Below are 20,240 nucleotides of genomic sequence, written 5' to 3'. Positions count from 1 at the left end.
AGCCTGACGCTCGGCGCCTCCGGTTCGGTTCCGCCGGTTCCGCCCGCCGTCGCCCCCGACGGCACCTGGGCTGCGGGACTCGGCATCGCCGCCCAGACCATCGCGATCGACCTGACGGCGGCCGCCGGCGGCCTGACTCAGTATGACAGCACCTCGATCGTCCAGGCGACCTATACGAACGGCACCGCCTTCGGAAACCTGACCGAGGTGAAGATCGACGACACCGGCTTCGTCACCGCCATCTTCGACAACGGCGTGATGCGCAAGATCGCCCAGGTCGCCCTGGCCACCTTCCCCAGCGCCGACAACCTGACCGAGGTCTCGGGCAACGCCTTCCGTGTCAGCCAGAGCTCCGGCACCTTCAACCTGAAGGCGCCCGGCACCGGCGGCGCGGGCCTGCTGGGGGCGTCGCAGCTGGAAGCCTCGACCGTCGACCTGTCGACCGAGTTCACCGGCCTGATCACCACCCAGCGCGCCTATTCGGCCTCGTCGAAGATCATCACCACCGCCGACGAGATGCTGGCGGAACTGATCAACATCAAGCGCTGATCGATTAACCGGAATCGATGAGTAAGCCTTTGTTAGACTCGATGAATCCTTCGTTTCCGGCGCCTGGCGGGCGCCGGACGCGGAGGATGCGTCTTAGCCATTCCTTCACCACGACGCTTAAACGGCCCTTAGCGGGGTCGGGCCTAGCTTGCGCGTCTATGGTGGTGGTGAAAGAGGCTTAAGCCCATGCTGCAAGAGCGACGCCTTAATAACAGAGGCGAACAGTACGTGGTCGGCCCGACGGGCACGCCGCTGACCCTGCGGGATCTCCCGCCGGCGGATACGAACCGGTGGGTGATCCGCCGCAAGGCCGAAGTGGTCGCCGCCGTTCGCGGCGGTCTGATCAGCCTGGAAGACGCCCTGGCGAAGTATCGTCTGACGGCCGAGGAATTCATCGCCTGGCAACAGGCGATCGACAAATGGGGCATGCAAGGGCTGCGCACCACGCGCATCCAGAGCTACCGGGATTGATGGGCCTCAAGTAGCGCGAAGCGCGATAGGCTCAAGGATAAAGGCCGCTTCCGGCAACGGAGGCGGCCTTTATCGTTTTCAGGGCCATGCCTCGAAATCGAACGCAGGGACCTCTATATGGCGGCGATGACCCTGGCTGACGATATTTGCCCCGTTCCGACCATCGCCCCCATGTCCGGCGCCGCCGACCTGGACGCCGCGATCGAGAGCGCGCGACAAGCCGTCGGCCTGCCGGTTGGATCGCGCGTGGTCGCGGCCATGTCAGGCGGAGTGGATTCCACCGTCGTCGCCGCCCTGCTGCACAAGGCCGGCTATGATGTGGTCGGCGTCACGCTTCAGCTCTACGACCACGGCGCGGCCCTTAAGAAAAAGGGCGCCTGCTGCGCCGGTCAGGACATCCACGACGCCCGTCTGGCCGCCGAGCTCATCGGCATCCCCCACTACGTCCTCGACTACGAAAGCCGCTTCAAGGACGCCGTGATCGACCAGTTCGCGGATTCCTATCTGAAGGGCCAGACCCCGGTTCCCTGCATTCGCTGCAATCAGACGGTGAAGTTCCGCGACCTGCTGGACGTCGCCCGCGACCTGGGCGCCGAGGCCATGGCCACCGGCCACTATGTCCGCCGCGCGGTCGTTAACGGCCGGGCCCAGATGCGCAAGGCGATCGACCATTCGCGCGACCAGTCCTACTTCCTGTTCGCCACCACGCCCGAGCAGCTGGACTACCTGCGCTTCCCCCTGGCCGACCTGGAGAAGCCGCAGGTGCGCGGCGTCGCCCTCGAGCTGGGCCTGCGCATCGCCGCCAAGCCGGACAGCCAGGACATCTGCTTCGTGCCGTCGGGCGACTACCGCTCGCTGATCGACAAGCTGCGCCCGGAAGGCCGCGAGGCCGGCGAGATCGTGCACATGGACGGCCGCACGCTCGGCAAGCACGCGGGCATCACCGACTACACCATCGGCCAGCGCCGGGGCCTGAACGTCGCCGTCGGCGAGCCCCTGTTCGTGACCAGGCTCGACCCGGTGAAGCGCCACGTCATCGTCGGCCCGCGCGAAGCCCTCCTGACCGCCTCCCTGACGCTGGATGAGACCAACTGGCTGGGCGACCAGCCCTCCATCGAAGCGGCCGCCGAGGAAGGCGCGCCGGTGCTGGCCCGTGTCCGCTCGACCCGTCCGCCCTCCCCCGCCCGGCTGAAGATCGAGGACGGCGTGGTCTCCGTCGTCTTCGAACGCGGCGAGGAGGGCGTGGCCCCCGGTCAGGCCTGCGCCCTCTACGATCCCGCCGACGACGAGCGCCTGCTGGGCGGCGGCTTCATCACCGCGACCACCGCGGTTGTCTGAACCGTCCGCCGAAGCGCTGGCGCTGGCCACCCGGCACGGCCTGCCGGTCGAGATGCTGTACCTGCGCGAGGAATACCCCCGCGACCGCTGGGCCGAGCCCGGTCTCGACCAGACCGCCGCCTTCTGGCTGCAGATGCACGGCTCCTTCCGGGGGCATCAGGCCCATATGGACGGGCTGGTCAGCCAGTGGCGCGCGGGCGGGGAAATCCACGTCCTGCACCGCCAGCTGATCCCGGCCCTGCAGTCCTTCCTCCAGCACCTCGACGGTCACCACCGCATCGAAAGCGGCCAGTACTTCCCCATGATGCGCAGGATCGAGCCGCGCATTGAGCACGGCATCGACCTGCTGGACCGCGACCACGACGCCATCCACGGCCAGCTGGAGACCCTGTTCCAGTCGGGCCTCGCCTTCCATCAGGCGGTGGCGTCCAACGCCGCCGACGCCGCCGACAAGGCCGCCCGTCTGGGCGATGCGCTGGACGCCGGCGCCGCGCCCCTCCTGCGCCATCTGGAGGACGAGGAGGACATCGTCATCCCCCTGATCCACCTGCGCGGCTTCCAGCACTGATCGCTGACCTAGCCTTCGACCGTGATCCGAATCGCCGACGGGTCCACACCAAAGGTTATAGCCAAGCGACGCTTTGCTTCCGCGATCGTAAGGACTTCAGCGACGCTCTGCGACTCGACTTGAGCGGTCGGCAAGCTCTGATCGAGAGCTAGCGGCTGATCCGCAACCTTTAGAACGTTATAAACGAACTGATACCTTACACCTAAATACCTAGCGATATCACCCTTGGACACTCCCGCGGCACCGAGCCGCCGGATTTTCTCCGATTTGGTGGTTAGTCCTGCGCAGATACGTTCCATTTCGTCTTCGGTCATCAGGCTACTCCTCCGTCAGTCGCGAGTTCGAACGTGCGGTTCTGATGATCCCTCAGGAAACGCTCATCATCCTGGACAACGTAACCGAGCCGCTTGGCACCGGAGATGAAGCCACGAAGTGAAGCCGCTTCAAGATTGCCGGAATCCAGATGGTTCTGGTTCACAACGATTGCTGTGATGAGCGGCAATCCTTTCGCATGGGACTTGGCGATTATGAGGTCGAGGTGCTTCGGCATTTGCCGGTTAAGAGCATACGACCAATCCAACCCGTTCGCGCGGGCGACTTCGCCGTAAGAAATGTAGCGCCGCTCCCGAGCGGCTCCCATGATAGCTTTCATGGATCGGTCGAAATCGAGTTCTTTCGTCTCCCGAGCCTGAAGCTCAGCGAGCAACTGATCGTAGTACGGCTCCCCGGCCCGCCCCAGTCTCTCGTAATTTGCGATGAAGGCCCTGAGCTCCTCAAGGCTGTATTCCGATACGTCCCGCATGTGCCGCCCTCCCTGCAACTTCGGGAGTCGTATAGATTTTTATTGATAGATTATCAATACCTCTAGAAATTTCTCTAGGGGCTGGCCATCCGCCGAAGCTTCGGATATCAGCGCCCTCCCGAAAACGAGACGACCCATGTTCGCCTTCTCCTACGTCACCTCGCGGCTGCCCATGCAGCTCGACCGCCGAGCGGTCGAGGGCAAGGACGCGTGCGTGGAGGGAGCGTAAGGGAACGACAGGGCCGTAACGGCTTCGGTTTTCAAGCACCCCCTCCCGCCACCGGCCGGAGGGGTTTCTTGTATCCGCAAGACAGCTCTCCCGCCGGTCCGGAAGGATCAGACGAAAGAAAGGAGAGACCCATGCGCGACTATGACGTGATCGACAGCCCGGGCGCGCCCATCAAGGCGTGGACCCGCGGCGTGCCGATCGAGGACGCCGCGCTCAAGCAGCTCAAGAACGTCGCCTCGCTGCCCTTCATCCATAAGCACGTGGCGGTCATGCCGGACGTGCACTGGGGGATGGGCGCGACCGTGGGGTCCGTGATCCCGACCGTGGGGGCCATCATCCCGGCCGCCGTGGGCGTGGACATCGGCTGCGGCATGATGGCGGTGCGGACCTCGATCCGCGCCGAGCACCTCCCGGACGACCTGTCGGGCATCCGCTCCGCCATCGAGGCGGCCGTTCCGCACGGCCGGACCGACAACGGCGGGCGCAACGACAAGGGCGCCTGGGCCGACGAGCCCCCGGCCTCGGCGGTGACCCGCTGGGCCGACCTCAAGGCCGGCTACGACGCCGTGGTGGAGAAGCACCCCAAGGCGGCGCACCCGCGCGGCTTCGGCCACCTGGGCACGCTGGGCACGGGCAACCACTTCATCGAGCTCTGCCTCGATGAGGCGGGGGACGTGTGGGTGATGCTGCACTCCGGCTCGCGGGGCGTGGGCAACCGCTTCGGGACCTACTTCATCGAGCGGGCCAAGCATGAAGCGCGCCGCTGGTTCCTGAACCTGCCGGATCAGGACCTGGCCTACTTCCCGGAAGGGTCGGAGGGCTTCATCGACTACATCCGCGCGGTGTCCTGGGCGCAGAAATACGCCCGCGCCAACCGCGAGGTGATGATGGACAGCGTCCTGAACGTGCTGCGCGCGTTCTGGCCGGAGCTGGAGACGACGCAGGAGGCGGTGAACTGCCACCACAACTACGTCTCCAAGGAGCGCCACTTCGGCAAGGACGTGTTCCTGACCCGGAAGGGCGCGGTGTCGGCCAAGCTGGACGAACTGGGCATCATCCCCGGTTCGATGGGGGCCAAGTCCTTCATCGTGCGTGGCAAGGGCAATGCGGAAAGCTTCTGCACCTGCTCGCACGGCGCCGGTCGGACCATGAGCCGGACCGAGGCCAAGCGCCGCTTCACGGTGGAGGACCACGTCCGCGCCACCCAAGGCGTCGAGTGCCGCAAGGACGCGGACGTGATCGACGAAACGCCGATGGCCTACAAGGACATCGACGCCGTGATCGCGGCCCAGTCCGAGCTGATCGAAGTCGTGCACACCCTGCGTCAGGTGGTGTGCGTCAAGGGATGACGGAGGCCGGTCGTGCGCAAGCGCGGCCGGCTTTCGTCGTTTCCGACCGGCAACCTTGACGTCGCCTTTGCGCCGCCCTCACAGTCTGGAGTTGCGCGGCGCAGTCCGGTCCGGACGCGGCTCTCCGGGGGATGATCGATGCTCACGCTGCTGGCCGCACTGGCCCTCGCCTCGCCGCCGCAAGACCCGCCCGCCGAGAGTCTCGCGGACCTCGCCGACCGCTACTGCATCGAACCCGACGGCGACCACCGTCTGACCTGGCATCGGGCGGAGCAGGACGGGTTCAGTTGGATGACGCCGGACGACATTCCACGCCTCTATCTGCGCGGCTCCTTCGGCCCGAACCTGCGTGGCCTCCAGCGGACCTCGGACGGAACGACGATAAGGATACTGACGTCGGCGTTTCACTGGACGTCGCCCGGAGACGGAGAGACCTTCTTCCGTCAGTGCTGGCTATCCACCACGGATGACGAATTTCGACAGACCCAGCAGGATTTGACCGGACTTCTGGATTTTCGGCCCTTCAGATCAAAGGAGGTCGTGATCTTCGCGTGGATACCGCGGCCTGACGGAACCCGCGAACCCGTGCCCCGACGCGACTTCGCCCGACAGCATCTGACCTTGTCCAGAGAACAGGGTATGCGGCGGATATTCCTCCGTCAGTATGATGGCGGCGTGTTCGTGGGTTACTCATCCCCCCGCGACGAAGCCACCTATCGCGATTTCGACTGGGCCGGGCCCGAGCCCGTGGCGGCGCCGGAATGAGCCCGCCGTCTCATCCCTTCGGCGGCCGCATCGCCAGCACCTTCCTGAGCTGGCGGCCCACCGCCAGCGGGCGGCCGTCCTGGGCCCAGGCCGTCGCGTCCTCGACCGTCCAGCCGCCGTGGCTGTCGCGCGAGACGAACTCGAAATAGGTCCAGCCGTCCGGGGCGGCGTCCTCCGGCACCGGGCCGAAGAAGTCGTAGCGCAGGTCCGCCGTGGCCGAGATCGCCGGCGGGGCGGGCAGCATGGTCCAGTAGACCGGGAAGGTGGCGTCCAGCAGGAAGGCCAGACGGGCCTCGTCCAGCGGCTTGCCGTCCACGGTGCGCATCCACACCCCCATCCGGTCGGTTTCGTTGCGGCCGAACAGCTGGATGCCGCCGACGAAGCGGTGCTCCACGTGCTTGATGAAGTGCGGCCCGAACTGCGGGTCCATCGGCGTGATCGGCTGTTCCAGCAGCGGCGGCGGGGTGATCGAGGCGGCGCGCAACTCCGGCCCCTCGCCGGGCGCGCCGAAGGTGATCAGCCCGCTCATCGCCAGCCGGTCGCCCTGCCCCGCCCGCACCGAGGCATAAGAGGCCGAGCGCCCGCCGCGCAGCAGTTCGCTGGTGATCGTCATCGGCTCGAACTTCGCCCCGATGTGGAACTGGGTCGCCACCGTGCGCAGCGGCGTGGTGATCCCCAGGGTCTCGCGCGCCGCCTTCGCCGCCAGCGCCGCCATCAGACCGCCGAAGGGCGAGCCCCGCTCAGGCGGCGCCATGGTGGGGGCGTTGGAGAAGGAGCCGGTCATCGGGGCCAGCAGGCCGCCTTGGCCGTCGTCCGTCAGGGTCAGGGCTTCGTCGAGGGTCTGGTCGGTCATGCGGTCGGTCTATCGGCGCGAAAGGACGGGCGGAAGACCTCAGTCCTCCGCCCGGAGTTCAAGGGACCAGGAAACGCCCGGCAGATGCCAGAACGTGTCCGTAGCGAAATAAGACTTACCTAGTGGGTTCAGATTGGCAACCCTCTTGCAAAACGGCTGACGCGGCGTCACTTTCATCCGTATGGGACGCACCGCCGACTATTCTCGCCAGAGCTGCACCATCGCCGGCACCCTCGAGGTGATCGGGGATCCGTGGACGCTGCTGGTCATCCGCGACGCCTTCAACGGCGTCAGCCGCTTCGAACAGTGGCAGGAGCGTCTCGGCGTCGCCCGCAACGTGCTGGCCGCCCGCCTCAAGACCCTGGTCCAGCACGGCGTGCTGGAGCCCCGGCTCTATTCCGAGCGCCCGCCGCGGAACGAGTACGTCCTGACCGCCAAGGGGAAGGACCTGTACGGCGTCCTGGTCACCCTGCACGCCTGGGGCGCCAAGCACGTCTACGGCGACGAGAACGCCGGGCTGAAGATGGTCCACAAGACCTGCGGCCACGACCTGAACCCGCGCATCGCCTGCGGCCATTGCAACGAGCAGGTCAAACCGCGCGACATCCAGCTGATCCACGACCGCAACCGTCCGACCGTGGGTGAAGTCCTGCCCAAGGAAGACGCGGCCTGATCCCGGCTTCACCTCTCCATTCGCCTTCAAGCGAATGGAGAGGACAGACCGGCGCGCCAGCGACGGTCAGGTGAGGGCGGCTCCGTCAGGGCCGGAGGCGTCTCGAACACCGGTGTCGGCGGGCCAACGCCAAACACCCGCGCCGCCCCCTCCTGATCGGCGAAGGCGGCGATCTGTCCTCCCCATCGCCTTGAAGGACGATGGAGAGGTGAGCGAGCGCCCCACACCCCACGCCCCAATCACGCTATCCTCACCCCATGACCGACTCACACGCTGACGGCCGGTGCGGCTGGTGCGGGACCACCGACGCCCTCTACATCGCCTATCACGACGAGGAATGGGGCGTGCCCGAGTATGACGCCCGGGCCCTGTGGGAGAAGCTGATCCTCGACGGCTTCCAGGCCGGGCTGGCGTGGATCACCATCCTGAAAAAGCGCGAAGGCATCCGCGACGCCTTCGACGGCTTTGATCCGGAGAAGGTCGCCCGCTACGGCGAGGCCGACATCGAGCGGCTGCTGAACGATCCGCGCATCATCCGCTCCCGCGCCAAGATCAACGCCGCCATCCGCGGGGCGCAGATCTGGCTGGAGATGCGCGACAACGGAGAGGACTTCTCCGCCTGGCTCTGGTCCTTCGTCGGCGGCTCACCCGTCCAGAACGACTGGTCCAACTTCCGCGAAGCCCCGACGAAAACGCCCGAGAGCGAGGCCATGGCCAAGGCGCTGAAGAAGCGCGGCTTCAACTTCTGCGGCCCGGTCATCGTCTACGCCTTCATGCAGGCGGTCGGCATGGTCAACGACCACCAGACGACCTGCTTCCGTCACAAGGCCGTCCGTGCGATGGCCCGCCCGTGAGCTCCGACCGCGCCTTCCCCACCCTCGCCCTTGAGACCCTGCTGGCCCAGTCCGCCGGCGGGCTGGTCTGCGGCGTCGACGAGGCCGGGCGCGGACCGTGGGCGGGGCCGGTGTCGGCAGCGGCGGTGATCCTCAATCCGGACGACCTGCCGCCCGGCATCGACGACTCCAAGGCCCTGACCGAGAAGCGCCGCGCCGCGCTGGAGCCCGAGATCAAGGCCCGCGCCATCGCCTGGGGCGTCGGCTTCGCCTCGGCGCGCGAGATCGAGGAGCTGAACATCCTCGGCGCCACGGGCCTGGCCATGTGCCGCGCCATCGAGGCCCTGCAGGTCCCGCCGGTCGCCGCCCTGGTGGACGGCAACTACCGCTTCAAGCTCCCCTGCCCGATCCAGACCGTGGTCAAGGGCGACAGCCTGTCCCTGTCGATCGCGGCGGCCTCCATCCTCGCCAAGACGGCCCGCGACCGGGTGATGACCGAACTAGACGGCCTCTACCCCGCCTACGGCTTCGCCCGGCACAAGGGCTACAACGCCCCGATCCATTCGGAGGCGCTGCGTCTTCACGGGCCCTGCCCGGAACACCGCCGGACCTGGGGGCCGGTGAAGGCGCTGTTGGAAGGCTAGATACAGACCGGCTCGACCGGCGCGTCCTTGGGCGCGATCGCGAACCCGCCCAGCGCCAGGCCCACGATCGGGTGCGGCCAGTGCTCGAACACATAGATGCCCGGCGGAACCGTGCAGACCGAGGTCCGCGCCCATCGGGTCTGGCCGTCGGGACCGAGGGCCATCATCACGGCGCGATAGGTCAGCGCCCCCTCATAGCCGTTCTCGACCGTCAGGATCATGTCCTCGACGCCGGGGCCCTGAATGAACGAGATACGAAGGCGACCGTCGGGTCCGTCCAGTTCGAGAGGATCGCTGGAATGCAGCCTCGGCGCCTCATCGGTCACGCCCTGCACGAGGCCGAGGAGCGGTCCAAGCCTGCTTTCGGCCAGCACTTCCGAGGCCCGTCCATGGGACTCGACCACGGGCTTCTCCCCGTCCACGTCGACCACGACGGATTCCCCGACGAACACCATCAGGGCGCCGTCCTGAAACCACGGAACGACCGCGCCGCCGTCAATGACAATGGTCTGGCCGTACGCCTTCAGCGAGTACTCCCGCAGCGTGCGGCAGTCCGACGGGCGCGCGACGCAGTCCACCGGCGGCGCGTCCTGCATCGGCGAAAGCAGGAAAACAGACAGCAAGCTCAGGATCATGGGGCCCTCCGCCCATCACCCTGACACGGCCTTGCAAAACGCCCAATCAGATATGAAGCGCGCCGCCCAGCATGGCGCCCATCAACGCCGCAACCACCCCGCCGCCGATGACCACGGCCCAGCGGGGTATGGCGCCGAGCATCTCACCGACGGTCGGCTCCGGCGCCGTTTCAGGAAGGTCGTTGGCGACGTGGGGAACAAACCGCTTGGGCGTGGGCGCCTTCCAGGCGACGACGCCGAACGCATCGGCGGCGCGATCATAGGCGCGGACGCCCTGCATGCGGCGCGAGGGGGTCATGTGCATCGTATCCATGACCGAGTGAACGGTCGCGGACTCAAGCCGTTCCCTCGCCCCCGTTCTCAGGCGGCGTCGGCCAGGTCGATCCGGTGCTGTCCGACGACGAACAGATATTCGACATTCCGCAGCCGGCCGACCGCTCCGACCTTCTCGCCCTTCGGATTATGGATGCCGATGCGGGCGCCGACATAGCGGGGCCGGGCGATCTCGATCACCTGCACCTCGCCCCGCGTGGACAGCATGGCCACCAGCTGGTCCCGGCTCAGATAGCCCTCGTCATTGAAGGAGACGACCAGATTGGGCGCCTTCAGGCCGGCGATGACGGCCTCCAGCGCCGGGCCGATGCCGGGGCGGCTGTTGAAGGCGCTCTTGCGGGTCTTCACGTCGATCCGCTTGTTCGCCACGCCGTAGGTCTCGGGCTTGTCCCACAGGACCAGACTTTCCCAGCAGTGGTAGTTCCCGAGGTAGGAATGCTGGTTGTAGGGCGGGTCCAGATAGACGAGGTCCGCCTCGATCTCCGGCGCGATGGCGACCGCGTCCGCATGGGTCGCCTTGCAGGGACCACCGGCGACACCCGGCAGGATGTCGGGCATCCGCAGCTCCAACGGCTTCAACGCCCGTGAGGCCCAGGACTTCATATAGGCCATCTGCAGGCCGGCCGTGGAATCCACCCGGTCCGCCGCCTCCATCAGGGCCACCAGCACCACGGCCTCAAGCTCGGGCTCCAGCGCCATCGTCGCGATCCGCTCGCGCATGGCGTCGATCCGCGCGCCGTTATCGGGATGGAAGAAGCGGGCGTCCTCGCAGAAGGCCTTGGTGAACCAGCCCGCTTCGGGCTTCAGTCCGCGCAGCTCCGCCAGCACGCCTTCCGCCCGCTCCAGCCACCGCTCCCGGTCCGCCTGCACATAGGCGGTGGCCAGGGTGTGGGCGTAGGCGTTGTGATCGTTCGACCAGACCCGGAACCCCTGCCCCTTCAGCGCATGGCCCACGCGGGCCGAGCCGGAGAACAGGTCGCACACCGTCCCGCCCTGCGGCAGCAGGGTCCGGACAGCGGACGCCACCTGACCCAGCAGGGCGCGCTTGGAGCCGATGTACTTGATCAAGTCAGCCCTTTCCTCCCCCTCCGGGGGAGGGGGACCGCGAAGCGGTGGAGGGGTTTCAGCCCCATACCGCGTCTTCGGCCGACGCCCCTCCACCATCCTTCGGATGGTCCCCCTCCCCCGAGGGGGAGGAACGGATCAGCGCTTGCCCTTCCTGGCCGGAGCATGCGCCAGACGCAGCAGATTCGCAGCCCCCGGCGCGCCGAAGGGCGTACCGGCCAGAATCAGGATGCGCTGGCCGGGCTCGGCGAGGCCGAACTCCATGGCGCTGGCGACGGCGTCCTCGGTGACGTCCTCCAACGAAGTCGGCTCCTTGCCCAGCCGGGTCTCCAGCCCCCAGACCAGCGCCAGACGGCGGGCGGTGTCCGGGTTCGGGGTCAGGGTCAGCACCGGCTGCAGCGGCCGCTCGCGCGCCATCCGGCGGGCGGTGCCGCCGGTCGTGGTGAAGACCACGATACAGGCGGTCGAGGAAGCCTCGCCGGCCTTGCGCGCCGCCGCCACCAGGGCGTCGACGTCATGCTCCTCCATCCCCGCGTGCTCGGCGTCCATCAGGCTGGGCCACAGGGGATCGGCTTCAACCCGCTCGATGATCCGGTTCATGATGCCGACGGCTTCCAGCGGATACTGGCCCGAGGCGGTCTCGGCCGACAGCATCATGGCGTCCGCCCCTTCGTAGACGGCGTTGGCGACGTCCGAGGCTTCGGCCCGGGTCGGAGCGGGCGCCGAGGTCATCGATTCCAGCATCTGGGTGGCGACGATCACCGGCACGCCGCGCTGGCGGGCGGCGCGGATGATCTGCTTCTGGGCCACCGGCACCTCTTCCGGCTCCAGCTCCACGCCCAGATCGCCGCGGGCGACCATGACGCCGTCGCAGTAGTCCAGGATACTGTCCAGCTGGGCGAGCGCCTGCGGCTTCTCGATCTTGGCCAGACAGGCGGCCTTGCCCTTCACCAGCTGCTTCAGCTCGGCCATGTCCTCGGCCTTCTGAACGAAGCTGAGGGCGACCCAGTCCACGCCGATGCGCAGGGCGAAGGCGAGGTCCTCACGATCCTTCGGCGTCAGGGCCGAGACGGGAATCACCGCCTCCGGCACGGCCACGCCCTTGCGGTCGGACAGCTTGGTGCCGCTCTCGACCGTCACATCGGCCCACTCATCCGTGCGGTCGCCGACGCGCAGCCGGACCCGGCCGTCGTCCAGCAGCAGCAGCATGCCGGTGCGCAGCGCCTTGAAGATTTCCGGATGCGGCATCTGCACCCGCGTCTCGTCACCCGGGGTCGGGTCAAGGTCGAAGCGCATCTTGTGGCCCGGCGCGACCGAGATCTCGACGTCGGCGAAACGCCCCAGGCGCAGTTTCGGCCCCTGCAGGTCGGCCAGCACGCCCAGCGGGCGCTTCAGCGCCATCTCCGCCCCGCGCACGGCCTTCAGGGCGGCGGCGTGATCCTCGTGCGAGCCGTGGCTGAAGTTCAGGCGGAACACGTCCACACCGGCCTGGGCGAGCGCCTTCACCGTCCCGGGCGCCCGGCTGGCGGGTCCGAGGGTGGCGACAATGCGGGCGCGCCGGGCTCTGTTCATCGTGTGGCTCTGGGTCTTTTTACGAATGTTGGCCCCTTGTGCCTATGAAACGCGAAACGGGTAAGGCCGCTCCGGCCTGTCGAAACACGAGTTTATGGACGCGCCCTCAGCGGACCGCCGGACAGGTCGAGCCGCCCGGAGCCTGCAGGTCGATGCAGCGGCCGTCCAGTCCCGCCGGCGTCTGCACGCCGATGATCGGCGCCAGGGTCGGGGCGATGTCGATGGTGCGGATCGGCAGGAAGCGTTCCTGCCCCTCCGCGCCCGGCCACCAGAAGATGATCGGCACCCGGCGGTCATAGTCCCACGGCGTGCCGTGGTTGGAGATGGTCCCGCCGACACGACCCCCGGAGACCACGTTCTCGCTGAGGGCCACGATGATGTCGGGCGAACGGCCCGCGACGGTCGACAGTCGCATCCGCTGGCGCACGGTCATCAGATCGGGCGTCAGATCGGCCGGCGGCAGGGGCTCGCCCAGCAGGACATCGCGGCTTTCGGCGAAAGCGACATCGGGATTGGCCCGCAGCAGCGGCAGGGCCGCCTCGATGATCCGGGCGCGCAGCGGCTCCGGCAGCGCCTTCTGGTCCTTGTCGCCGACCACCAGTCCGCTGCCGCCCGAGGACAGCGGACCGTCAGCCAGGCCGAACTGCGCCTTCAGGGTCTCGTTGATCGCCGCCAGTCGCTGCGGGTCGGCGCGGTGCGCATGCGGATAGCCCCGCACGGCCAGTCGCTCGACGAAGTCGGAGCCGCCGTGGTCGGCGGTGAGCACCACGACTGTCCCCTGCGGCAGACGCTCCAGGAAGCGGCCGAGCGCGGCGTCCAGACGGAACATCTGCTCGCACATCTCCGGCCCCTGGGTGCCGTAGCCGTGACCGATACGGTCGGTGCCCGACAGGCTGACGCCCAGCATGTCGACGATCCCCCGGCGGCCCAGCTGTTGCGTCTCCAGCAGCTCGGTCGCGGCTTCGAGGGTCAGCTCATCCAGGATCGGCGAGTTGTCGACGGCGAAGTTCTGAGGCGGCAGGGACGAGTTGAAGGTCCGCCCGTTGATCTGCCACTCGCCGTCCAGACGGCGGCAGGCGTCGTGGGTGTAGGTCCAGGACGGCGGCGTCGCGCGAAGCCGCTCCATGATCCGGCGGTTGAGGGCCGCGACAGGCTGCAGCCGCCCCTCCGCGGTCTGCCCGGGCTCGACATAGGTGGTGAAGCCGAAGCCGTCGGTGAACCAGTAGGCGCCGTCGCCGCGATGGCCGTTCAGGTTGATCGCCCCGCGATCCTTGCCCGAGACGGCGTAGACGCGGCTCTGCGGGCTGGCCGCCTTCAGCCAGTCGGCGAGGGTGCTCGCCTGCAACTGCTCCGGGCCGACCGCGCCGTTGTCCGTCGTGTCGTCGCCGTGGGCCAGATGGTTCTGCGGCGCGAACAGGCAGTAGACCTCCTTGCCCGTCGCCGGATCGATCCAGTCGTTGGCGGGGATGCCGGTGCGGGTCGGGTTCATGCCGGTCAGGACGGTCGAATGCCCCGGGCAGGTCTCGGTCAGGCCGTGCTGCTGGAAGCCGTTGGCGTGGACCCGCCCCTGACGGGCCAGCGTGGCCAGGCCGCCGGTGAAGTCGTCGCGGTACTGGTTGAACAGGTTGGCGCTGAACTGGTCGATCACGATGGTGACCACCAGCGTCGGCCGTTCCGTTGACGCCGGAACCGGGGCGGGAGCAGCGGCGGGCGCGGCCTGCGCCTCGCGCTTGGGCAGCCAGCCCTGAACGGTGGCGCAGCCCCCGAGGGCCAGAAGGGCGGCGGCGGCCACGAAGGTCGTACGGACTCGGTTCACTGAAGCTCTCCTGCGGTCGCAGCGGCCTAGCGCTCCAGCGCGACAGCCCTGCGACAGGCGCGGACTGCTACGCTCCCTCGCCCGCCGAGGCTAGCCCCGCGCGGCGTTCCAGGCGTTCACGAAGGCGCGGGCGCGCTCGCCCACCTCGGCCGCCGTCATGCCGGGCTTGAACAGCGCCCCGCCGATGCCGTAGCCCGAGGCGCCCGCGGCGGCCCATCCCGCAAGATTGTCCGGCGTCACCCCACCGACCGCGTACAGGCGCTGGTCCGCCGGCAGAACGGCGCGCAGGGCCTTCAGCCCCACAGGCCCGGCGATCTCGGACGGAAACAGCTTCAGCACCTGCGCCCCGGCTTTCAGGGCGGAGAAAGCCTCGGTGGCGGTGAAGACGCCCGGCATGGACAGGGCGCCGACAGCGACCGTCTCGCGGATCACCTCAGGGTCGGCGTTGGGCGAGATGATGATCTGCCCCCCGGCGTCGACCACCTCACGAACCGCCTGGGGAGTCAGCACCGTGCCCGCACCGACCACCGCGCGGTCGCCCAGCGCCTCGCGCAGCCGCCGGATGCTGTCCAGCGGCCGCGGCGAGTTCAGCGGCACCTCGAGGCAGGTGAAGCCCGCACCCAGCAGGGCCTCACCGACATCCACCGCCTCTTCCGGCGTCAGGCCGCGCAGGATGGCCACCAGCGGCAGGGCGTCCAGTCGATCGAGAACAGCCGTCGTCATCGCATCGCCTCCCAGGCGCGCCACAGACCGGCGGCGGTGGCCGCCTCGACATCCGTGACGATCACTTCCTCAACCCCGGCCAGCGCAAGCGCCGTCCGATACCGTTCCGCCAGCCCGGGCGCGCCCAGCAGCGCGATCCGGCCGGGTTCGCCGTCGCGGGTCTCGCCCGCGATCTCGGCGCCGATCAGCACGCCGGACAGATAGTCCTGCAGTCCCGTCGCCGGCACCCGACCGGCCAGCATCCCGACCCGGGCCGAGAACAGGCTCGCGCCCAGCGGCCCGTCTTCCAGACCGGCGCAGACCCCCGCCTCGAACGCCTCGTGGTCCGTCCCGGCCTCGCCGCCGAGGAACGAGGGGCTCCGGCTGAGGGCCGCGAACAGTTCGCCGGTCATATGGGTGCGGAAGTCGATGATCCGCCCGCCGTCCAGTCGCGCCCACTTGCTGTGGGTGCCGGGGGCGACGACACGGTCGAAGCCCCGGTCGAGCCCCAGCAACTGGGTCTCCTCGCCGCGCATGACGTCATCCAGACAGCCCTCGCGCCACACCGCCACCCCGGGCAGGATACGGACTTCCGGCGCATCGATCGGCCGGACGGCATAGGCCGCGATATCGGCCAGCCCCGCGGGACAGGGCGCATAGGGCGCCTCCAGCCAGCGGCCGCGGGCGCCGGCCATGCCGCAGACCAGCACCGGCAGGTCCTCGGCCAGCCAGTCGGCGGCCACTTCCGTCAGCACATCGGCGAACTGCTCCGGCTTCAGGGATGAGGCTCCGCGCCCGTCCGCGCGGCGATCCAGCACCGCCCCGCCCTCCCCCATCCGGAAGACGCGCAGATTGCTGGATCCCCAGTCCACGCCGATCAGGGCCGTCGCTCGAGTCATGCCAACCGGATTAGCGAAAAAGGAACGGCGCGGCGATGACCGCCGCGCCGATTAGAGTTCACGGCCCGATGCAATAGGGAGACCGCCGGGCCGCCGCGAGACCGCTGAGGGAAAGGTCGACGGGTTGGGCCTGACGACGCTTCAGCGGTGATCGCGTTTTCACCAATGCAAATATGCTTCATGGGTGACAAAGCCGTCAAGCTCATTCTAGATAGCGCTAACATTCCGACAGAGAAGCGGTTTGAGGAAACATGACAGACAGGAAGAGCGGTCTGACGCGGCGACAGGCTGCGCTGTTGGCGGCGACGCCCCTGCTGGCCGGCGCGACCCTGCCGGAGCAGACGCCCCCCTATCGCTGGCGCAATGTGAAGGTCGGTGCGGGCGGCTTCATTCCCGGCATCGTCTTCAGCCGCGTCGAGCGCGGTCTGGCCTATGCCCGTTCGGACATGGGCGGGGCCTATCGCTGGGATTCCGGCCTGTCGCGCTGGCTGCCCCTGCAGGACGACACTCCCATCTCCAATGACTTCGGCGTCGAGAGCATCGCGCCCGATCCGGTCGACGCGAATGTGGTCCACGCCGCTGTCGGTGTCAGCCGCCACGCCCCGGCGGCCATGCTGCGGTCCGATGATCGCGGAACCACCTGGCGGCGGACGCCGGTCGACTTCCGGATGGGCGGCAACGAGGACGGGCGCGGGCTGGGCGAACGGCTGGCCATCGACCCGAACGACACCCGCGTTCTCTACTTCGGCTCGCGCCACGACGGCCTGCAGCGCAGCACCGACGGCGGGCTGAGCTGGCGACGGGTCGGGAGCTTCCCCGTCCGGGGACAGGGCCTCGACCTGAACGGTCCGACCCATGCCGGCCTGTCGTTCGTGATCTTCGACCCGACCAGCGGCACGCCGGGCTCGGGCTCGCGCACCATTCTCGTCGGGGTGGCCGATCCGGGCGGGCCGCGCCTGTTCCGCTCGACGGATGCCGGAGCGACCTGGGCGCCGGTCGCGGGCGGCCCGCGCCCTGAACTGTCCGCCGCCAAGGCCGAGCTGGATGATCGCGGCGTCCTGTTCCTGACCTGCACCCTCGGCATCGGTCCGAACGGCGTCAGCGACGGACAGGTCTGGCGGCTGGACACGAAGACGGACCAATGGCGCGACATCACCCCGCCCCGTCCGCTGGGCGGATTCATGGGCGTGGCGCTGGACCGGACGAAGCCCGGGGTCGTCCTGGTCTCGACCCTGAACCGTTGGCAGCCGGGCGACACCCTGTGGCGCTCGACCGACGACGGGCGCAGCTGGACCAGCCTGCGCGAACACGCCCGCCGGGACGTCAGCGCGACGCCCTACCTCTACTGGGGCAATGACGAGCCGGACTTCGGCTGGTGGATCGCGGCCTTGGCCATCGATCCGTTCGATGGCGAGCGGGCGGTCTATGCGACCGGAGCGACCGTCTATGCGACCTCCAACCTGTCCGCCCGCGCCACCGACTGGGCGCCGTGGGTGGAAGGGATCGAGCAGACCGCCGTCATCACCCTCGTCAGCCCGCCGACCGGGCCCAAGCTGCTGACCGGTTTCGGCGACATCTCGGGCTTCGCCCATGAAGACCTCGACCGCTCTCCCGACCTGCAGTTCACCACCCCGGTCTTCGCCAACACCAACCAGATCGACTACGCCGGACGGGCCCCGAACATCGTGGTGCGCAGCGGCACGCCGCATGAGGGCGTCGGCTCGGACGGCCACGACGGCTCGACCATCGCCTGGTCCGAGGACGCAGGACGCAGCTGGAAGCCGCTGGGGCGTCCGCGCCCCGCCGGAACCGCCGAGGTCTCGCCCAACCCGCGCATGGACCTGTACCGCGACGCGCCGATCACGGTGACCGCCGACGGCTCGACCTTTGTGCTGATCACGCCGCAGGTCATGTACTCCGACGACCGGGGCGCCGGCTGGCGGCCGTCACAGGGCCTGCCCCTGTTCCTGCGTCCGGTCGCCGACCGGGTCGACGGCCAGCTTCTCTACGCCCTCGACTTCACCACCGGCGGCTGGTTCGTCAGCACCGACGGCGCGCGCAGCTTCACCCGGATCGCCAGCCGCGGACTGCCGAACGACCTGAACCCCGACCGCGTCACCTGGCGAGAGCAGGCCTGGCCGCTGAAGGCGACGCCCCGGCATGAGGGCGACCTGTGGCTGGTCTCGCGCAGCGGTCTGTTCCGCAGCCGCAACGCCGGCCAGCAGTTCGACCGGGTCGCGACGGACCTGTCGGTCGAGATGATGGATTTCGGCCGCGCGCCGCCCGGAAAGACCTACCCGGCCCTGTTCGCCATCGGCACGCGGGGCGACGTGCGCGGGGTCTGGCGGTCGGACGACGAGGGCATCAGCTGGATCCGGGTCAATGACGCCCGGCACGAGTACGCCCGCCGCTTCCGCGCCATCGCGGGCGATCCACGCGTCTTCGGGCGGGTCTATGTCGCCACCGACGGCCGTGGCGTGGTCTATGGGGAACCGGAGGGACAATCGTGAGCAGCACCCGGCGCAATCTTCTGAAGGCGGGCCTCGCCGCCTCGGCGCTCCCCGTCGCGGGCTGCGCGACGACCGGCGGCGCGGCGGGCCCGGGCCCGTTCCAGCCCACGTGGGACTCGCTGATCGCGGGCTATTCGACGCCCGACTGGTTCCGCGACGCCAAGCTGGGGCTGTGGGCCCACTGGGGGCCGCAATGCGTGCCCGAGTTCGGCGACTGGTACGGCCGCCAGATGTATATCCAGGGCAACCCATTCTACGACCATCACCTGGCCCACTACGGCCACCCCAGCGAGACGGGCTTCCTGAACATCATCGGCCAGTGGAAGGCCGAGGCGTGGCGGCCGGAAGAACTGCTGGACCTCTTCCAGGCGGCGGGCGCCCGCTACGTCGTGGCCATGGCCCAGCACCACGACAATCTGGACCTGTTCGACTCCAGGCATCACGCCTGGAACAGCACCCGCGTCGGACCGGGCAAGGACATCGTCGGAACGTGGGAGCGGCTGGTGCGCGCGCGCGGCCTGCGCTTCGGGGTCAGCAACCACGGCGCCCACGCCTGGCACTGGTGGCAGACGGCCTACGGCTATGACGCCGAGGGGCCGAAAGCCGGTCGCCGCTATGACGCCGCCACCCTGACCCGCGCCGACGGCGCCGGCACATGGTGGGACGGACTGGACCCGCAGGAGCTCTACACCGGCCCGACCTTCGCGCCGCCCAACGGCATCGGCTCCATCGCCGAGATGAACGCCTGGCACGACGAACGCGACGGCCAGTGGATCGAGACCCCGCCGGAGAACAACCCGGCCTTCGTCCGCTCATGGGTCGCCCGCCAGCGCGATCTGGTCGACCGGTACAAGCCGGATCTGGTCTATTTCGACAACTACGGCCTGCCTCTGGGCCAGCACGGACTGGACGCGACGGCCTACCTCTACAACGCCTCGCTGGCATGGCGGAGCGAGCTGCCGGTCGTCAACGGCAAGCGGCTGGAGCCCCGGCAGCGGCGCGGCATCGTCGAGACCGTCGAGCGCGGCTTCAACGACGCCCTGATGCCCGAGCCCTGGCAGACCGACACCTGCATCGGCGACTGGCACTACAATCGCAGCCGGTTCGAGCATCACAGCTATGTCCCGGCGAAGAGCGTGGTCCAGCGGCTGTGCGATGTGGTGTCCAAGAACGGCAACCTGCTGCTCAGCATTCCCATGCGCGGCGACGGCTCCATCGACGCCGACGAGCGCGCCATCCTCGGCGATCTGGCGGCGTGGGTGCGGGTCAACGGCGAGGTTATCTTCGAGAGCCGCCCCTGGCGCATCTACGGTGAGGGCCCGACGGCGGTGGCCGCAGGCATGCACGGCGAAGGCGGCGCCCGGCCGTGGACCGCCGGGGACATCCGCTTCACCACCCGCGCCGGCATCCTCTACGCCCTGGCGCTGGACTGGCCGGAAGACGGCAAGGTCCGCGTCCGGTCGCTGGGCCGTCAGGCGCTGGAGGGCCGTACGGTCGAGCGGGTCGAACTGGTCGGCGGCGGCGCCCTGCCCTTCAGCCAGACGGCGGACGGGCTGGTCATCGACCTGCCCGTCGATCGCCCCGTGGCCTTCGTCCCGGCCTTCCGCATCCGCGGCGCAGGGTTGGCCTGAACG

The 20,240-nt window shown here is 68.7% G+C and carries 21 protein-coding genes; 11 read left to right on the top strand and 10 right to left on the bottom strand.

Translation table 11 applies throughout. The features are described from left to right. From VGE03_RS00880 to VGE03_RS00865, 4 genes are all read left to right on the top strand, one after another. A partial coding sequence (locus VGE03_RS00880; RefSeq protein WP_331044577.1) for a flagellar hook-basal body complex protein occupies positions 1 to 549 on the top strand: 549 nt, incomplete at its 5' end. 186 nt (positions 550 to 735) lie between these two features. After that, positions 736 to 1,020, top strand: a complete 285-nt coding sequence (locus VGE03_RS00875) for a DUF1153 domain-containing protein (protein WP_331034762.1) — start codon at positions 736 to 738, stop codon at positions 1,018 to 1,020. A 117-nt stretch (positions 1,021 to 1,137) separates the two neighbouring features. After that, positions 1,138 to 2,358: a tRNA 2-thiouridine(34) synthase MnmA gene (gene mnmA, locus VGE03_RS00870; RefSeq protein ID WP_331044576.1), complete on the top strand. Its 1,221-nt coding sequence runs from the start codon at positions 1,138 to 1,140 to the stop codon at positions 2,356 to 2,358. Beyond that, positions 2,351 to 2,926, top strand: coding sequence for a hemerythrin domain-containing protein (locus tag VGE03_RS00865; protein ID WP_331044575.1), 576 nt, complete (start codon positions 2,351 to 2,353; stop codon positions 2,924 to 2,926). Before mnmA ends, VGE03_RS00865 begins: the two co-directional genes overlap by 8 nt. 8 nt (positions 2,927 to 2,934) lie before the next feature. Here VGE03_RS00865 and VGE03_RS00860 read toward each other — a convergent pair whose 3' ends face one another. After that, a complete protein-coding gene (locus tag VGE03_RS00860) occupies positions 2,935 to 3,240 on the bottom strand; it encodes a hypothetical protein (RefSeq protein ID WP_331044574.1) in 306 nt (101 codons plus the stop codon). Then, the gene (locus VGE03_RS00855; protein ID WP_331044573.1) at positions 3,240 to 3,728 is read right to left on the bottom strand and encodes a hypothetical protein; all 489 of its coding nucleotides are present in this window, start codon (positions 3,726 to 3,728) and stop codon (positions 3,240 to 3,242) included. Before VGE03_RS00855 ends, VGE03_RS00860 begins: the two co-directional genes overlap by 1 nt. A 360-nt stretch (positions 3,729 to 4,088) precedes the next feature. Between VGE03_RS00855 and VGE03_RS00850 the strand changes: the two genes are divergently transcribed. Both VGE03_RS00850 and VGE03_RS00845 read left to right on the top strand, forming a co-directional pair. Beyond that, a complete protein-coding gene (locus VGE03_RS00850) occupies positions 4,089 to 5,306 on the top strand; it encodes an RtcB family protein (RefSeq protein WP_331044572.1) in 1,218 nt (405 codons plus the stop codon). 138 nt (positions 5,307 to 5,444) lie between these two features. Next, a complete protein-coding gene (locus tag VGE03_RS00845; protein WP_331044571.1) occupies positions 5,445 to 6,071 on the top strand; it encodes a hypothetical protein in 627 nt (208 codons plus the stop codon). Positions 6,072 to 6,081: 10 nt separating this feature from the next. Here the strand turns inward: VGE03_RS00845 and VGE03_RS00840 are convergent, their stop codons facing one another. Then, positions 6,082 to 6,924, bottom strand: a complete 843-nt coding sequence (locus VGE03_RS00840; protein WP_331044570.1) for a thioesterase family protein — start codon at positions 6,922 to 6,924, stop codon at positions 6,082 to 6,084. A gap of 181 nt (positions 6,925 to 7,105) precedes the next feature. Here VGE03_RS00840 and VGE03_RS00835 point away from each other — a divergent pair, with 181 nt between their 5' ends. From VGE03_RS00835 to VGE03_RS00825, 3 genes are all read left to right on the top strand, one after another. Beyond that, a complete protein-coding gene (locus VGE03_RS00835) occupies positions 7,106 to 7,597 on the top strand; it encodes a helix-turn-helix domain-containing protein (RefSeq protein ID WP_331044569.1) in 492 nt (163 codons plus the stop codon). Between the two features lie 257 nt (positions 7,598 to 7,854). Then, positions 7,855 to 8,451, top strand: coding sequence for a DNA-3-methyladenine glycosylase I (locus VGE03_RS00830; protein ID WP_331044568.1), 597 nt, complete (start codon positions 7,855 to 7,857; stop codon positions 8,449 to 8,451). Next, entirely contained in the window at positions 8,448 to 9,074 is a 627-nt protein-coding gene (locus tag VGE03_RS00825) for a ribonuclease HII (RefSeq protein WP_414644865.1), read from the top strand. Before VGE03_RS00830 ends, VGE03_RS00825 begins: the two co-directional genes overlap by 4 nt. Here the strand turns inward: VGE03_RS00825 and VGE03_RS00820 are convergent. From VGE03_RS00820 to VGE03_RS00790, 7 genes are all read right to left on the bottom strand, one after another. After that, entirely contained in the window at positions 9,071 to 9,709 is a 639-nt protein-coding gene (locus VGE03_RS00820; RefSeq protein ID WP_331044567.1) for a hypothetical protein, read from the bottom strand. The genes VGE03_RS00825 and VGE03_RS00820 overlap by 4 nt on opposite strands. Positions 9,710 to 9,755: 46 nt before the next feature. Further along, the gene (locus VGE03_RS00815) at positions 9,756 to 10,007 is read right to left on the bottom strand and encodes a hypothetical protein (RefSeq protein WP_331044566.1); all 252 of its coding nucleotides are present in this window, start codon (positions 10,005 to 10,007) and stop codon (positions 9,756 to 9,758) included. Between the two features lie 62 nt (positions 10,008 to 10,069). After that, complete coding sequence (locus VGE03_RS00810; protein WP_331044565.1) at positions 10,070 to 11,110, bottom strand: DNA adenine methylase; 1,041 nt, start codon at positions 11,108 to 11,110, stop codon at positions 10,070 to 10,072. Between the two features lie 135 nt (positions 11,111 to 11,245). After that, entirely contained in the window at positions 11,246 to 12,679 is a 1,434-nt protein-coding gene (pyk, locus tag VGE03_RS00805; RefSeq protein WP_331044564.1) for a pyruvate kinase, read from the bottom strand. A gap of 106 nt (positions 12,680 to 12,785) precedes the next feature. Then, positions 12,786 to 14,495 carry an alkaline phosphatase family protein gene (locus tag VGE03_RS00800; protein WP_331044563.1) on the bottom strand — a complete coding sequence of 570 codons (1,710 nt, stop codon included), beginning with the start codon at positions 14,493 to 14,495 and terminating at the stop codon, positions 12,786 to 12,788. 90 nt (positions 14,496 to 14,585) lie between these two features. Beyond that, positions 14,586 to 15,218 (bottom strand): 2-dehydro-3-deoxy-6-phosphogalactonate aldolase, encoded by a 633-nt coding sequence (locus tag VGE03_RS00795; protein WP_331044562.1) that lies wholly within the window; start codon positions 15,216 to 15,218, stop codon positions 14,586 to 14,588. Continuing rightward, the gene (locus VGE03_RS00790) at positions 15,215 to 16,096 is read right to left on the bottom strand and encodes a 2-dehydro-3-deoxygalactonokinase (RefSeq protein WP_331044561.1); all 882 of its coding nucleotides are present in this window, start codon (positions 16,094 to 16,096) and stop codon (positions 15,215 to 15,217) included. The genes VGE03_RS00795 and VGE03_RS00790 overlap by 4 nt, the downstream gene beginning before the upstream one ends. Before the next feature lie 251 nt (positions 16,097 to 16,347). Here VGE03_RS00790 and VGE03_RS00785 point away from each other — a divergent pair, with 251 nt between their 5' ends. Together VGE03_RS00785 and VGE03_RS00780 are read left to right on the top strand one after the other, a co-directional pair. Continuing rightward, a complete protein-coding gene (locus VGE03_RS00785) occupies positions 16,348 to 18,606 on the top strand; it encodes a hypothetical protein (RefSeq protein WP_331044560.1) in 2,259 nt (752 codons plus the stop codon). Then, the gene (locus tag VGE03_RS00780; RefSeq protein ID WP_331044559.1) at positions 18,603 to 20,237 is read left to right on the top strand and encodes an alpha-L-fucosidase; all 1,635 of its coding nucleotides are present in this window, start codon (positions 18,603 to 18,605) and stop codon (positions 20,235 to 20,237) included. Before VGE03_RS00785 ends, VGE03_RS00780 begins: the two co-directional genes overlap by 4 nt. Positions 20,238 to 20,240: the final 3 nt, after the last annotated feature.

This window comes from Brevundimonas sp. (assembly GCF_036400995.1).
Classification (GTDB): domain Bacteria; phylum Pseudomonadota; class Alphaproteobacteria; order Caulobacterales; family Caulobacteraceae; genus Brevundimonas.
The sequence above is the reverse complement of the archived record's forward strand: the minus strand, read 5'-3'. Positions and strand labels throughout refer to the sequence as shown.